Source organism: Algoriphagus pacificus (assembly GCF_017254845.1).
GTDB lineage: Bacteria > Bacteroidota > Bacteroidia > Cytophagales > Cyclobacteriaceae > Algoriphagus > Algoriphagus pacificus.
On sequence record NZ_JAFKCU010000001.1, the window covers coordinates 1,262,910 to 1,275,355 of the forward strand.

At 38.9% G+C, this 12,446-nt stretch carries 14 protein-coding genes; 8 read left to right on the plus strand and 6 right to left on the minus strand.

Translation table 11 applies throughout. From position 1 onward, the window contains the following. Positions 1 to 55: 55 nt before the first annotated feature. Positions 56 to 631 (plus strand): precorrin-2 dehydrogenase/sirohydrochlorin ferrochelatase family protein, encoded by a 576-nt coding sequence (locus J0A69_RS05325; protein ID WP_206585461.1) that lies wholly within the window; start codon positions 56 to 58, stop codon positions 629 to 631. 47 nt (positions 632 to 678) lie between these two features. On the opposite strand, the gene J0A69_RS05330 is transcribed toward J0A69_RS05325, so the two are convergent. Further along, the gene (locus tag J0A69_RS05330; RefSeq protein ID WP_206585462.1) at positions 679 to 2,316 is read right to left on the minus strand and encodes a DUF885 domain-containing protein; all 1,638 of its coding nucleotides are present in this window, start codon (positions 2,314 to 2,316) and stop codon (positions 679 to 681) included. Positions 2,317 to 2,551: 235 nt separating this feature from the next. Between J0A69_RS05330 and metK the strand changes: the two genes are divergently transcribed. Continuing rightward, positions 2,552 to 3,805 carry a methionine adenosyltransferase gene (metK, locus tag J0A69_RS05335; protein WP_206585463.1) on the plus strand — a complete coding sequence of 418 codons (1,254 nt, stop codon included), beginning with the start codon at positions 2,552 to 2,554 and terminating at the stop codon, positions 3,803 to 3,805. 65 nt (positions 3,806 to 3,870) lie between these two features. Here metK and J0A69_RS05340 read toward each other — a convergent pair whose 3' ends face one another. The 3 genes from J0A69_RS05340 to J0A69_RS05350 all read right to left on the minus strand — a co-directional run bounded on the left by J0A69_RS05340 (position 3,871) and on the right by J0A69_RS05350 (position 5,964). Continuing rightward, the gene (locus J0A69_RS05340) at positions 3,871 to 4,356 is read right to left on the minus strand and encodes a hypothetical protein (RefSeq protein ID WP_206585464.1); all 486 of its coding nucleotides are present in this window, start codon (positions 4,354 to 4,356) and stop codon (positions 3,871 to 3,873) included. 216 nt (positions 4,357 to 4,572) lie between these two features. After that, positions 4,573 to 5,556, minus strand: coding sequence for a D-alanine--D-alanine ligase (locus J0A69_RS05345; RefSeq protein WP_206585465.1), 984 nt, complete (start codon positions 5,554 to 5,556; stop codon positions 4,573 to 4,575). Positions 5,557 to 5,724: 168 nt separating this feature from the next. Then, entirely contained in the window at positions 5,725 to 5,964 is a 240-nt protein-coding gene (locus tag J0A69_RS05350) for a hypothetical protein (protein WP_206585466.1), read from the minus strand. A gap of 106 nt (positions 5,965 to 6,070) precedes the next feature. Here J0A69_RS05350 and J0A69_RS05355 point away from each other — a divergent pair, with 106 nt between their 5' ends. The 3 genes from J0A69_RS05355 to atpC all read left to right on the plus strand — a co-directional run bounded on the left by J0A69_RS05355 (position 6,071) and on the right by atpC (position 8,514). Next, positions 6,071 to 6,550: a C40 family peptidase gene (locus J0A69_RS05355; RefSeq protein ID WP_206585467.1), complete on the plus strand. Its 480-nt coding sequence runs from the start codon at positions 6,071 to 6,073 to the stop codon at positions 6,548 to 6,550. A 153-nt stretch (positions 6,551 to 6,703) separates the two neighbouring features. After that, positions 6,704 to 8,206 (plus strand): F0F1 ATP synthase subunit beta, encoded by a 1,503-nt coding sequence (gene atpD, locus J0A69_RS05360; protein WP_206585468.1) that lies wholly within the window; start codon positions 6,704 to 6,706, stop codon positions 8,204 to 8,206. Between the two features lie 62 nt (positions 8,207 to 8,268). Continuing rightward, on the plus strand, positions 8,269 to 8,514 hold the full coding sequence (atpC, locus tag J0A69_RS05365; RefSeq protein ID WP_206585469.1) for an ATP synthase F1 subunit epsilon: 246 nt from the start codon (positions 8,269 to 8,271) through the stop codon (positions 8,512 to 8,514). A gap of 119 nt (positions 8,515 to 8,633) precedes the next feature. Here atpC and J0A69_RS05370 read toward each other — a convergent pair whose 3' ends face one another. Beyond that, positions 8,634 to 9,767, minus strand: coding sequence for a hypothetical protein (locus J0A69_RS05370; RefSeq protein ID WP_206585470.1), 1,134 nt, complete (start codon positions 9,765 to 9,767; stop codon positions 8,634 to 8,636). 9 nt (positions 9,768 to 9,776) lie between these two features. Beyond that, positions 9,777 to 9,947, minus strand: coding sequence for a hypothetical protein (locus tag J0A69_RS05375; RefSeq protein ID WP_206585471.1), 171 nt, complete (start codon positions 9,945 to 9,947; stop codon positions 9,777 to 9,779). A 271-nt stretch (positions 9,948 to 10,218) separates the two neighbouring features. Here J0A69_RS05375 and J0A69_RS05380 point away from each other — a divergent pair, with 271 nt between their 5' ends. From J0A69_RS05380 to J0A69_RS05390, 3 genes are all read left to right on the plus strand, one after another. Next, positions 10,219 to 11,109 carry a glycoside hydrolase family 16 protein gene (locus J0A69_RS05380; RefSeq protein ID WP_206585472.1) on the plus strand — a complete coding sequence of 297 codons (891 nt, stop codon included), beginning with the start codon at positions 10,219 to 10,221 and terminating at the stop codon, positions 11,107 to 11,109. A gap of 135 nt (positions 11,110 to 11,244) precedes the next feature. Further along, the gene (gene rpsU / locus J0A69_RS05385) at positions 11,245 to 11,439 is read left to right on the plus strand and encodes a 30S ribosomal protein S21 (protein WP_206585473.1); all 195 of its coding nucleotides are present in this window, start codon (positions 11,245 to 11,247) and stop codon (positions 11,437 to 11,439) included. 117 nt (positions 11,440 to 11,556) lie between these two features. Beyond that, positions 11,557 to 12,441 carry a tyrosine-type recombinase/integrase gene (locus tag J0A69_RS05390; protein WP_206585474.1) on the plus strand — a complete coding sequence of 295 codons (885 nt, stop codon included), beginning with the start codon at positions 11,557 to 11,559 and terminating at the stop codon, positions 12,439 to 12,441. Positions 12,442 to 12,446: the final 5 nt, after the last annotated feature.

The following is a 12,446-nucleotide window of genomic DNA, read 5'->3' on the forward strand; positions in this document are numbered from 1 at the left end:
GATTTCTCAATCGTTCCTCATTCGAAATGACATCTCAAAGATTATCCGAAATCCAATGAATCAGCTTTATCCTATTTTCCTAAAAGTGCACCAACTCAATATCCTTTTGGTAGGAGGAGGGAATGTGGGTACTGAGAAGTTGGAATTTCTGCTAAAATCCAGTCCCAAAGCCCAAGTAACTGCAGTTTCACGGGAGTTTTCGGAAAGTTTTATTTCCCTTGCAAGCAAAACGGATACAGTGACAATGATTGAGGATGTCTACCATGAAAAATACCTTGGAGCCAAACATTTAGTCATTGCAGCTACTGATGATAAAGCTGTAAATAAACAAATTCATGATGAAGCAAAAGACCGGTATCTACTAGTGAATGTAGCAGATACTCCTACTTTGTGTGATTTTTATCTGGGGGGAATTGTCACAAAAGGCAATTTGAAAGTGGCAATAAGCACAAACGGCAAATCTCCAACAGCCGCTAAAAGGCTTCGACAATTGTTAGAGGAGGTTTTGCCAGAAGAATTAGACGAACTATTGGATAACCTGAATGCGTATCGCGATACCTTAAAAGGAGATTTTGAATACAAGGTGAAAGCGATGAATGAAATCACCAAAGGTCTTGTCAATAAGGATTGATACCGACTTTGGTATTTTCAGATCTCAACAACAAGCTCTCGGCTAGCTTACTTCATGATTTTCTGTTGATCAATTCCTGTCATTTGCCAATGGCTTAAAGAGACTGGAATACTTCCAATGGAATTGAGTTGGTCAAAAAATTCTTTTAAAGGGAACTCTTCATTTTCATGCAGCCTCGTATAATCTGCCATAGCCTGTTCCAGTAGATATTTACCAGTAATATAGCTGCTACCATATCCAGGCTGTCTCATATACAAATGCTGTTCAAAAAGCAGCAACTCTTTTTCAGTTTTCATCCATCCTCTCGGAGTATAGTTGGAATGAATGCCACCTGCCTCAACCATGGTCATCTCGTTTGCCTGCGCATAAAGAGATCCTAGACCTCTTGCTGCTCTTTGTGCAATCATGATGTAGACGATTTCCCTGCTTCTTGGAGAATCTTCGTATAATCCTGCATCCATAAAAATCTCTTCGACAGCAGTTGCTGTGCCCTCATTTCTAGAATCCCAAATATTATAAAGCAAGGGATTTCTTCTGATGAGTTTCTCATGCGGTTCGAGATCCATTCTTGCCAGTTCAAACCAATGGTAGAAATGAGAATACAAAGGACGGGGATCAAAATGCATCCCAATGGTGAAAAAGTTGCGTTTCTCTTTTGGTATAAATGAGCCTTTGTGTTCTCGAAGAGCGGGCTCAAAGTAATCCTTTACAGTTACGATTTCCTTTTCATCAAGAAATGTCAACAGGCTTTTGATTGACTTCTCGGCCATGGCATCAAACTCCTCTACACTTTTTGCATCCTCCAACTTTGGAAGCGCTCGATTTCTTTGCTCTTCCAGTTTTAAAGAAGCCCAGGCTCTGGCAAGTTCTCTTTTGAGAATCATCACCTCATCTTCCCAGGTCAAAGGAATTAAATGCACGTTTTGGATGTACCAGGTATAATTTTCTTTGCCGATTCCAGATGGGCCTGTTTTTGTTTTTCCTTCGGCAATCAGCCAGTTTACGAATTCTGAAGTAGAGTTTTTGGCCTCAATAATTGCGTTTTTCAATTGGTCATCTTCTTTGACCCCTTCCTGCTCAAGGATATATTCTAAATCTTTAATCTGCTCTTGGATACTTGGAATTCCTGCAGCCCAGAGTTCTTTTGCATTTCCTACAAGATTGATTTTTGCCTGATCATTCAATGGTTTGATTCCCTTGATTTCCTTTAGAAACTTTGCTTTGGCAGATTCTTCCAGGGGAAAAGAATATTGCCAAAATTCCAGTACCCCATGATGAGTTGGGCCTTCGTGAGCGGGAACATCACTTCTTTCCATCCAGATTGTTTTATAAAAAGCCGGGTCTCTTTCCCATGGTTTAAGGATGCGGTAATTGAAATCATAGCCATTCATTTCAGCCCAAACGATCCGATAATCTACCTGATTTTCAATCGACCAACCAGTTGTATCAATTTTCAAAAGCTCAGCCTGCAGTTCTAAAAATTTTGCATATCTCTCATCGAATGTTGCTTTGGTGTAATCAGGAGCACCTAGCAAAAAAGGTGGAACTTCAAATTCTCTCCACTTTGAAAACAGCTGGACTAAATCATCATAACTGGCTTCATTTTTTGCGGCCCATCCTTCAAATGAGGCAAAGAACATTGAAATGAAAATGAGAGAAGGAAAAAGTAAAAATTTAAATTTCATGATAAGAGGAGGTTTTCTTGCAAAGAAAGATAAGGTATGAAACCCAAATATCCTTTTCCTTCTTTTGATTATAAGACACGATGAAAATAGATGTTTCAGGTTTGGAAGGATGGAAAAACAGAAAGCTTAAATCAATTTCTATCTGGGTGACTATAGCTTTCCTTTGAAGTTTTTTATTTCGTCTAGTTCCTGTATTTTTGGGCTTCCTAAAAATAAGCATTACAAATTCATATTTATGGCATATCTATTTACCTCAGAGTCAGTTTCTGAGGGGCACCCAGATAAAATTGCAGATCAGATTTCAGACGCGTTAATTGATAATTTTTTGGCCTTTGACCCAAATTCCAAGGTGGCTTGCGAAACTTTGGTTACTACAGGTCAGGTTGTTTTGGCAGGTGAAGTGAAGTCTGAGATCTATCTGGATGTGCAGAAAATCGCGCGTGACGTGATTAACAGAATTGGATATACCAAATCTGATTACATGTTTGAAGGCAATTCTTGCGGTGTTCTTTCCGCCATTCATGAGCAGTCTCAGGACATTAATCAAGGTGTAGATCGTCAAAATCCGGAAGAGCAAGGAGCTGGAGATCAGGGAATGATGTTTGGCTATGCAACCAACGAAACTGAAAACTTCATGCCTTTAGCATTGGATCTTTCTCATATGATCCTTCGCGAACTAGCTGCTTTGAGAAGAGAAAACAAGGATATTACCTATTTAAGACCTGATTCAAAGGCTCAGGTTACCATTGAATATTCTGATGATAATGTGCCTCAGAGAATCGAAGCGATTGTAGTTTCTACACAGCACGATGATTTTGACGAGGAAGCAGCGATGCTTGCTAAAATCAAACAGGATATCGTTACTATTTTGATTCCTCGAGTGATTGCACAGTTGAAGCCTGAATTGCAGAAATTGTTCACTTCAGATATTAAATATCATATCAATCCTACCGGAAAGTTTGTGATCGGTGGACCTCATGGTGATACTGGATTGACCGGAAGAAAAATCATCGTTGATACTTATGGAGGCAAAGGTGCACACGGTGGAGGAGCTTTCTCAGGTAAGGATCCTTCTAAAGTGGATAGATCTGCAGCCTATGCAACTAGACATATTGCTAAAAATATGGTAGCAGCGGGAATTGCTGACGAGATGTTAGTACAAGTTTCCTATGCGATTGGTGTTGCTGCTCCAATGGGTATTTATGTAAATACTTATGGTACAGCTAAAGTGGGAATGAACGATGGTGAAATTGCTAAAAAAGTGGAAGAGCTTTTTGATATGCGTCCTTATGCAATTGAACAGCGTTTGAAATTGAGAAATCCTATTTATGAGGAGACAGCTGCATATGGCCATATGGGTAGAACCAACGAAGTGATCACTAAAACATTCCTTTCGCCTTATAGAGATGAGATTACCTTGGAAGTGGAGCTTTTCACTTGGGAAAAATTAGATTACTTAGATAAAATCAAATCCGCATTTGGATTATAAATGAGAAAGCCTTCCAAAATCAATTGGAAGGCTTTTTTTCTGTCCTTTAAAAGTATGCGCTCAGATTAGGTATTTGAAGGCTTCGATTCCAGATTACACTTGGTTTGAAGTTCTTCTAATTTGATCAACCACAGATCAACATTAGCTTTTGCTTTTTTGGCTTCCTCCTTCAGGGCTTCAAGATTTTCATCATCTTCATTAGTCCATTTTCCGGCAGTCATATGAGTCGTAAGATCTTCTACACTGTTAGTGTTCTCTTTCCAGGAGATGATCAATTCATCCACTTTTTCCCTCAAATTAGAGTATTCAGTTTCGCAATTGCTTGCTTCTCCATTGACACTGATAGGGATAGCTTCTGATGCTTGATCGTCTTCCTTTTTAGTTTCTAGCAAAAACATTTGATCTCCAACTTGGCTGGAAAGATCGTTGATAGATTTTGAAGTGGCTTTCCATTCGGTAAGAAGGTTTGTTAGCTTGTCTACTTTTTGCTCGGATGGACTACAGCTAAAGATCAGTCCGATTAGAATGAAAGATGCTATGTACTTTTTCATATTGAATAAAATTTAAAGTGAAGTTCACTGACCAACAAATTCCTGAAATTGGGCATGTAGATTCCCAGTTGGATCAGCTTCGCCTGAGTAGTAATCCCCATTTAGAGACGGGAAACGGCGAATTGGAGAACTTTGAATAGTTTCTACCTATAATGGCTCAAATAATATTCCAGCCTACTTTAGGTTTAAGAAAAGTCACAGCTCTACTCAAGAAAATCAAAACATCTCTTCGATGATCTGGGTGTAAAAGTCTTTTACTTCCATTCCGATTGCCCGCACTTGTTGGGAAATCAGACTGGTTTCTGTTTGACCAGGTACGGTGTTAATTTCGATGAAATAAAACTTTCCGGTTTCATTTTGTAAAAAATAGTCAACTCGAACCGCCCCTTTGCAATTCAGTTTTTCATAAATCTTAGGGATAATTCTATTCACTCGCTCCACTTCTTCCTCATTCATTCTTCCAGGAGTGATTTCCTCTGTTACTCCAGCCACATATTTCGCTTCGTAATCAAAAAATTCTTTACTGCTAACGATTTCAGTTGCAGGCAGAACGGTAATCACACCTTTCCCTTTGAAGCACCCGATTGAAAACTCCCGTCCTGAGACAAATTCCTCTACTAAGACCTGCTTATCTTCTGCAAAAGCTTTATCCAGAGCTTCTGGTAATTCTTCCCAAGTTTTGACTTTGCTCATGCCTATAGAGCTACCTCCATTATTGGGTTTGATGAAAAGGGGTAAGCTTAATTCGCTTTTTACTTTTTCATGGTTTTCGGCAGAGTTTTCAAAAAGCTGAAGGGATTTTGCGATATGTAATTCCTCGATGTCATCCACAATGGCTTTAGTATAGCCCTTATTCATAGTAATGGCAGAAGTCAATTGGTCGCAAGTGGTGTATGGAATTCCGATCATGTCAAAATATCCCGCCAACTTTCCATCTTCTCCAGGAGATCCATGAAGAATATTGAAGACGCCATCAAAAGTTATTTTTTGACCTTCCAGTTCAATACTGAAATCATTAAGGTTTACTGGGATTTTAATTCCAGAATCATTTAAAAAGTACCAATCTCCTGGATAAATGAGGATTTTATAAATGTCGTATCGCTCCCTGTCTATGGTTTTTTCAACGACAGCAGCACTTTTTAATGATATGACTGATTCACCGGTAAAGCCACCAGTTACAAGAGCTATTTTCTTCTTCATTTATTGTAAAAATTGATGCTACGAATTACTTGAATTTTATTTTATTTCCCGCAAAGTGCAGTCAGATTATCGCGGATAGCTTTCTAAGATTTTTCAAGAATTAAGAATTGCTTTATTGTCAAAGTATAAAAACCAGCAGCTTTTTCTTCGGGTATCTGAGGGAATTTATTAAGCTAGTTTAATCTGATCCAGATAAAACTTCATTCTGGAATGGTCCCTAGGCAAAAAGTCAATCTTGTCGATTTTATCCAACTTATGGTTGTAAAAAACCTCTACATATTCGTTGTCTAGAAGGTATAAATTCACTTTGTGTTTGTAGTAGCGAATACCCACGACAAATGTGCCCTCCGTATAGAGGGTATTGATTTTTTTATGAAAGGGGAGGTTGTTAAATTCTTCTCTACTCATATCCTTCGCTTCCTAGCACAATATAACGAATTGAAAGCCTGTTTTTGATACATTAAGGTTGATTCCTGTCGCCAAGAATCTTATACTTGAAAGACCAAATACGAGAATGCACACTCAAAGATTCCCGATTCCACTTTTTCTTGCTCTATTCCTGGTATTAATAGCCAGCTCATGTGCCTCCAAAAAAAAGGTGGCCAGCGATCCTTTTGATGTCGTTATCTCCACTGCCAGAAGTTATACAGGCACTCCTTATAAATATGGAGGAACTACTCGGGCAGGAATGGATTGCTCAGCTTTAGTATATCATGCCTTTTATAGTGTAGGTGTGACAATGCCCAGGATTTCTGCTGACCAAAGCAAAGTAGGCAAGAAGGTAGGGGCAAAAGATTTAGAGCGAGGAGATTTATTGTTTTTTGCAACTGGCAGGAAGAAAAATCAAGTCACCCATGCCGGAATAGTCACGGAGGTTTCAAGAAATGATGTCCGATTTATTCACTCTTCTACTTCGTTGGGCGTTTCAGAGGATTATTTGAGTAATCGATACTGGTCGAAAGTCTTCCTTTTTGCCAGAAGAGTCATGGAATGAGTTTTTATTGGAAACAGGATTTTATCCATTGGGATGAGTAATTAATTGAGAAGCTTCAGATTATTTTCCAAATATCCTTTGGGATTAGGCTTTATTGGTTAATTTTGCGGACGAATTCAAAAAGCATATCCTTTTTACATTTCATTCTATCAAATGGCAAATATTGGAAAGATAACTCAGGTAATTGGACCCGTAGTGGACGTTTCCTTCGAAGGCGGTAAACTGCCAAACATCCTTGACGCGGTTGAAGTAACCAAAGAAAACGGCCAAGTGGTCGTAATGGAAGTTCAACAGCACCTTGGTGAAGACAGAGTAAGAACCATCGCGATGGACTCATCTGAAGGGATGGTTCGTGGTATGGAGGTTACTGATATGGGACAACCTATCTCAGTTCCTACTGGTGAAGCTATCAAAGGTCGTCTTTTCAACGTAGTTGGTGAAGCGATTGATGGTTTGCCTCAGGTTCCAGCCGGAAAGAGATTACCTATTCACAGATCAGCTCCAAGATTTGAGGATCTATCTACCTCTACAGAAGTTCTTTATACAGGTATCAAAGTAATTGACTTGATCGAGCCTTATGCAAAAGGTGGTAAGATCGGTTTGTTCGGTGGTGCCGGTGTAGGTAAAACTGTATTGATTCAGGAATTGATCAACAACATCGCAAAAGCTTATGCAGGTCTTTCTGTATTTGCTGGTGTGGGTGAAAGAACAAGAGAAGGAAATGACTTGCTTCGTGAGATGATCGAATCAGGTATTGTAACTTATGGTGAAGAGTTCGTACACAGCCTTGAAGAAGAAGGTGGATGGGATCTTTCCAAAGTTGATTTGAAGAAATTAGAAGACTCTAAAGCAACCTTTGTTTTCGGTCAGATGAACGAGCCTCCAGGGGCGCGTGCTCGAGTGGCTTTGACAGGTTTGACTTTAGCTGAATATTATAGAGATGGTGACGGAGAAGGTGCTGGTAAAGACATCCTTTTCTTCATCGATAACATTTTCCGATTCACTCAGGCAGGTTCAGAAGTGTCCGCACTTCTAGGTCGTATGCCATCTGCGGTAGGTTACCAGCCAACTTTGGCAACAGAGATGGGTGCGATGCAGGAAAGAATTACCTCTACTAAAAACGGTTCCATTACTTCCGTACAGGCAGTTTACGTACCTGCGGATGACTTGACTGACCCGGCTCCAGCGACGACTTTCGCTCACTTGGATGCTACCACGGTATTGTCAAGAAAGATTGCCGAATTGGGTATCTACCCAGCGGTGGATCCATTGGATTCTACTTCTAGAATTCTTTCTCCAGATATCTTGGGTGAAGAGCATTACGGATGTGCACAGCGAGTTAAGGAGATTCTTCAGCGTTACAAAGAATTGCAGGATATCATTGCGATTTTGGGTATGGAAGAACTTTCTGAAGAGGATAAGCAAGTCGTACACAGAGCGAGACGTGTTCAGCGTTTCCTTTCTCAGCCATTCCACGTTGCAGAGCAGTTTACAGGCTTGAAAGGTGTATTGGTAGACATCAAAGACACCATCAAAGGCTTCAATATGATCATGGATGGTGAGTTGGATCACCTTCCAGAAGCAGCTTTCAACTTGGTAGGTAGCATCGAAGATGCGATCGCTAAGGGAGAGAAAATGTTGGCAGAAGTTAAATAAATAGAAAATAGAGCAGCGGCTGAGGTTTCTTGGCCGTTTGCTTTTATATAAATCCGAATCAGATGCATTTAGAAATCGTCACACCGGACAAAAAAGTATTTCAGGGTGAAGTGACCGAGGCCAGTTTCCCAGGTGCCGGAGGTGCATTTCAGGTTCTGAATAATCACGCTCCGATCGTTTCAGCTTTGGCAAAGGGAACTGTTTCCTTTGCCACAGCAGAAGGCAAGCAGTCCATGATCGTAGATGGCGGAGTAGTAGAAGTAAAAGACAATGTAATTGTATTGCTAGCTGAGAAAGTAGTCGCTTAAGCAATTTATCCGAATTTAAAAAAAAGGTCTCCTATGTAAATGGGAGACCTTTTTTTGGTTTTCACTTTGCCTCAAAGGCTGCAAAGAAATCGCAAAGAATGGGGATGGGAATAAGAACCTTATTCTTCTATTGGTTTTAAGATTGCCCTTTTTATATATTTTTCGTCGTGTTTCATCAAGCTTCCTTCATAGAAGTAGAGAGTGTCATTGACTACTCCTACGAATTTGCCTATGTCCAGAATATTTTTTGGATTTGATGTTTCGAACCATTCATAATTGATTTTATCGAAAGTAAATAAGTGAGAAAGAATTTTATTGTTAGGAGCTTCCTCATTATTGCTCATCCAAGTGGTTATAATAATAAAGTTTTTATTTTCATAGATTGTATTGAAATAATGGCTTCTAGGTACAGCAATATCGAGACCTTTTCCAGATTCAAAAATCTCTTGAAAGGAAATGATTGTCTCGGAAGACTTAGGAGAATAATCAAAAATATTGCTAGGTGGTAAGGGGATTTCTTCAATAAGCTTAAATGGGTTGGATTGGTTGTATCTTCGGATTATTTGCTCTTGGGGAAAAGAAAGGATAAGGCTTTGATCATATTTGGCTGAGACTAAATATTCAATTGGACTTAGTGAGCCATTTACTTCTTTTAGTTCTTTAGGAAATTCCAAGAAAGAGTCTATGACCACTCCGTCCTCATTAAAAAAGAAAACTTGATCACCACTTTTTCTGAAGTAATCTGGATGATAATTGTCGTAAATAGCAGATTCCAATTCAATAATATAGCCATCTGAATTTTTTAAAAACTTCGATCCTGCTAACTTAATTCTCTTATCACTAGGGATATTAAGTTTTACCTTGTCAAGAAATTGTTGTCTTTGAGCATCAAAAATTAGTATTGATTCACTTCTTTTATCAAGTATATATAATTTAGGGTATTCAGATACATCAAAAGAAGATGGGAGAAAAGGCGCAATTGGGAAATCTTTACTTGCAATTTGAGCTATTTGCTTACCGCTAATCTGAATTATACTTATCGCAGGTGTTCTAATAGAAGAAATTGCGATAAGACTATCTCCTATCATTTTAACATGATGCAAACTATTTGTGAAGAAGGAATTTTCCTCTACCATTAGTGAGTCAACGATGACCAGATCCACTTGATTTGGGTAAGCGCTCTTTTCTTCTGAAGCTGTGCAAGCAATTAAAGAAAAGAACGCTATTGAAAATAAATAACGCGTTATCATCATTTAATTTACTTAAACATCACACTCTATTTGTGTTGTTCCACCTGGACATCTCCAAGCGATGCATTCGCCGCAGTCTGCATAATCACATCCCCATTCATCACTAAAATGTACGCAGTCTCCACTTGCCTTTACCGGCTGCACTACTGCAAAGCTACCCAGAACCATACCTAGTACGGCCAAGGCTAAAAACATCGTTTTTTTCATTTGAAATTAAGTTAAAATTAAAGAACTATTAAAAAGCTAGCTTACATTAAATCTAGTTGAAAATTTTGAAACTAGTTTCATCGACAACCTAAATCCAATCGACTTTGTGATTGACGGTTAATTTCAATGGGGGGGGTAAAAATTTAGTTTGAGATGATTTAATATTTGCTTTGGTGAAGTTTTGATTGTTTGATTAGTACTTAGAAGAGGTGTTCAGGATGATTATAGTTTTGTACTATATTCGATTATGAAATTTCTCCTTTTTCTCCTTCTTACTGCGACAGTTTTTTTTGTGAAAAGTGATTCTCATAAGTACCATAAGTCCTTTCACGAGGATTTTTCGAAATCAAAATCCAAGTATTTTTATTATGGTTCCACCGGGACAAAATCCGATTTTAAGTTTAAAATGGGAGTAGAATCTTCAACTGAGCCAAATTCTAAAATTCTTTCCTTTAAGCTAGATCCTTTGGACAAAGCAGGGCCAGGAAAAGGTCCAGAGATAATTTCAAAGAAATTCACACATTTCGGGACTTATTCCACTCGCTTAAAAGTGCCCGATGTAAAAGAAGAACAACCCAATGTCGGGGCTGTTGTGGGCTACTTTACCTATCATGAAGATGATCAAGAAGGGTTGAGCGAAATAGACTTTGAATGGCTAATTGCGGATCCTAGGATAATTTACGTTGGAACCTGGACAGGAGAGCATGGGAAGCTTCAGCGCATCGGGAGGATAATTAATTTGGCCAAAGGAGAAATCATTGAGACGATTTCCAAGATCAATTATGATGGTGAGCCAACTTCATTAGAAGGATTACAAAACATGCCTGAAATGATCCCAGCAATTGAGAATTATGACGCTTCCGCTCAGTTTTATACCTATGGTTTTGATTGGGAAAGTGATCGGATGAGATGGTGGATGATCCATCCGGAAACAGCAGATACGGTTATACTTTGGGATTACCAAGGTTCCAAACTAGGGATCCCACAACATGCCTCGAAGTACCGAATGAACTTTTGGCATACGCAAGATTGGGCTGTCGAAGGGAATCCCAATTCGCTAGAGAAACCGAATTACCCATTTGAGTTAGAAGTTGATTGGATGGAATACCAACCCAAAAGAGATTCCAAGAATCCTTAGAGAAATTTGAAATTGTGATTTATCTGGAAGGTTCTACTAAGGTGAATTTTTGGCTTTTACATTTATTTTTTAGCCATAATATTGTTTCTAAACAATAATCCATACCTTTGCAGTCGCGAAAGGAGGTGTATAAATATGATCGTAGTAAACGTAAAAGAGAACGAATCTATCGAGAAAGCGCTTAAGCGTTTTAAAAAGAAGTTTGACAAGACAGGTGCTGTCAGAGAACTAAGAGCTAGACAAGCGTTCACAAAACCTTCTGTTAAAAGAAGAGCACAGGTCATCAAAGCGGCTTATAAGCAGAAACTTCAAGAGGAAGCTAATAAGTAATCGTTTTTGACTAAATGATATTAGCGCATTTACTTCGGTAAGTGCGCTTTTTTTTGTGCCATATGTTACTTTATTTCCATGATTTTTGCTGTACATTATCTATTGTAAATTCAATAGATGCTAGACTCTTTTATCAATTACCTAGAATTCGAGAAAAAATCCAGTACCCATACTGTGCTGGCTTATCAAAAAGACTTGGAGCAATTCCAGGAATTTATTTTGACTTCATTTGAAAAAGAGGACATAGCAACTGCAGATCATTCCGAAATACGGGCTTGGGTCATTGACTTGGTGGAGAACGAGCTGAGTACCACTACAGTTAACCGTAAAATCGCCACCCTGAGGTCATTTTATAAGTTTCTGCTTAGATCCAGGGTGATTTCAAAAGACCCGACTTACAAGTTAAAATCCCTTAAAAACCCGAAAAAACTTCCTGAATTTTTACAGGAAAACACCATTAGTTCCGTTTTAGAAGAAAGTGTTTACGAAGACAATTTTGAAGGTCAGCGGGATCGGATGGTGATGGAGTTTTTGTACCTGACTGGGGTACGTCTTTCAGAATTGACAGGATTAAAATGGGAGAATATCAATCTCCAGGAAGCAGTGGTCAAAGTATTAGGAAAGCGAAAAAAGGAAAGAATAATACCTCTTACAAAGGGGCTTGTCCGAAATATCATTTTGTATAAAAAAGTATTTGAGGAAAGGTTTTCAAAAGTTACTCAAAGTGACTATTTTATTGTTACAAATCACGGAAAGCCAAGTTACCCTATGATGATATACCGTGTAGTCAGACATTATCTGGACCTTTTTGCACAGACTTCCAAGCGCAGCCCTCACATCCTGCGACATACTTTTGCGACTCATCTATTAAATAAGGGGGCTGATCTAAATGCTGTAAAAGATTTATTAGGGCATGCCAACCTCGCGGCAACGCAGGTTTACACCCACAACTCACTAGAAAAACTCAAGGCTGTGTTTGAACAGGCACATCCTAAAGCGTAAATAAA

Excerpts from the sequence above, each read along its gene's own strand:
- J0A69_RS05325 (WP_206585461.1), top strand. The coding sequence starts at position 56 with ATGAATCAGCTTTATCCTATTTTCCTAAAAGTGCACCAACTCAATATC.
- J0A69_RS05330 (WP_206585462.1), bottom strand. The coding sequence starts at position 2,316 with ATGAAATTTAAATTTTTACTTTTTCCTTCTCTCATTTTCATTTCAATG.
- metK (WP_206585463.1), top strand. The coding sequence starts at position 2,552 with ATGGCATATCTATTTACCTCAGAGTCAGTTTCTGAGGGGCACCCAGAT.
- J0A69_RS05340 (WP_206585464.1), bottom strand. The coding sequence starts at position 4,356 with ATGAAAAAGTACATAGCATCTTTCATTCTAATCGGACTGATCTTTAGC.
- J0A69_RS05345 (WP_206585465.1), bottom strand. The coding sequence starts at position 5,556 with ATGAAGAAGAAAATAGCTCTTGTAACTGGTGGCTTTACCGGTGAATCA.
- J0A69_RS05350 (WP_206585466.1), bottom strand. The coding sequence starts at position 5,964 with ATGAGTAGAGAAGAATTTAACAACCTCCCCTTTCATAAAAAAATCAAT.
- J0A69_RS05355 (WP_206585467.1), top strand. The coding sequence starts at position 6,071 with ATGCACACTCAAAGATTCCCGATTCCACTTTTTCTTGCTCTATTCCTG.
- atpD (WP_206585468.1), top strand. The coding sequence starts at position 6,704 with ATGGCAAATATTGGAAAGATAACTCAGGTAATTGGACCCGTAGTGGAC.
- atpC (WP_206585469.1), top strand. The coding sequence starts at position 8,269 with ATGCATTTAGAAATCGTCACACCGGACAAAAAAGTATTTCAGGGTGAA.
- J0A69_RS05370 (WP_206585470.1), bottom strand. The coding sequence starts at position 9,767 with ATGATGATAACGCGTTATTTATTTTCAATAGCGTTCTTTTCTTTAATT.
- J0A69_RS05380 (WP_206585472.1), top strand. The coding sequence starts at position 10,219 with ATGAAATTTCTCCTTTTTCTCCTTCTTACTGCGACAGTTTTTTTTGTG.
- rpsU (WP_206585473.1), top strand. The coding sequence starts at position 11,245 with ATGATCGTAGTAAACGTAAAAGAGAACGAATCTATCGAGAAAGCGCTT.
- J0A69_RS05390 (WP_206585474.1), top strand. The coding sequence starts at position 11,557 with ATGCTAGACTCTTTTATCAATTACCTAGAATTCGAGAAAAAATCCAGT.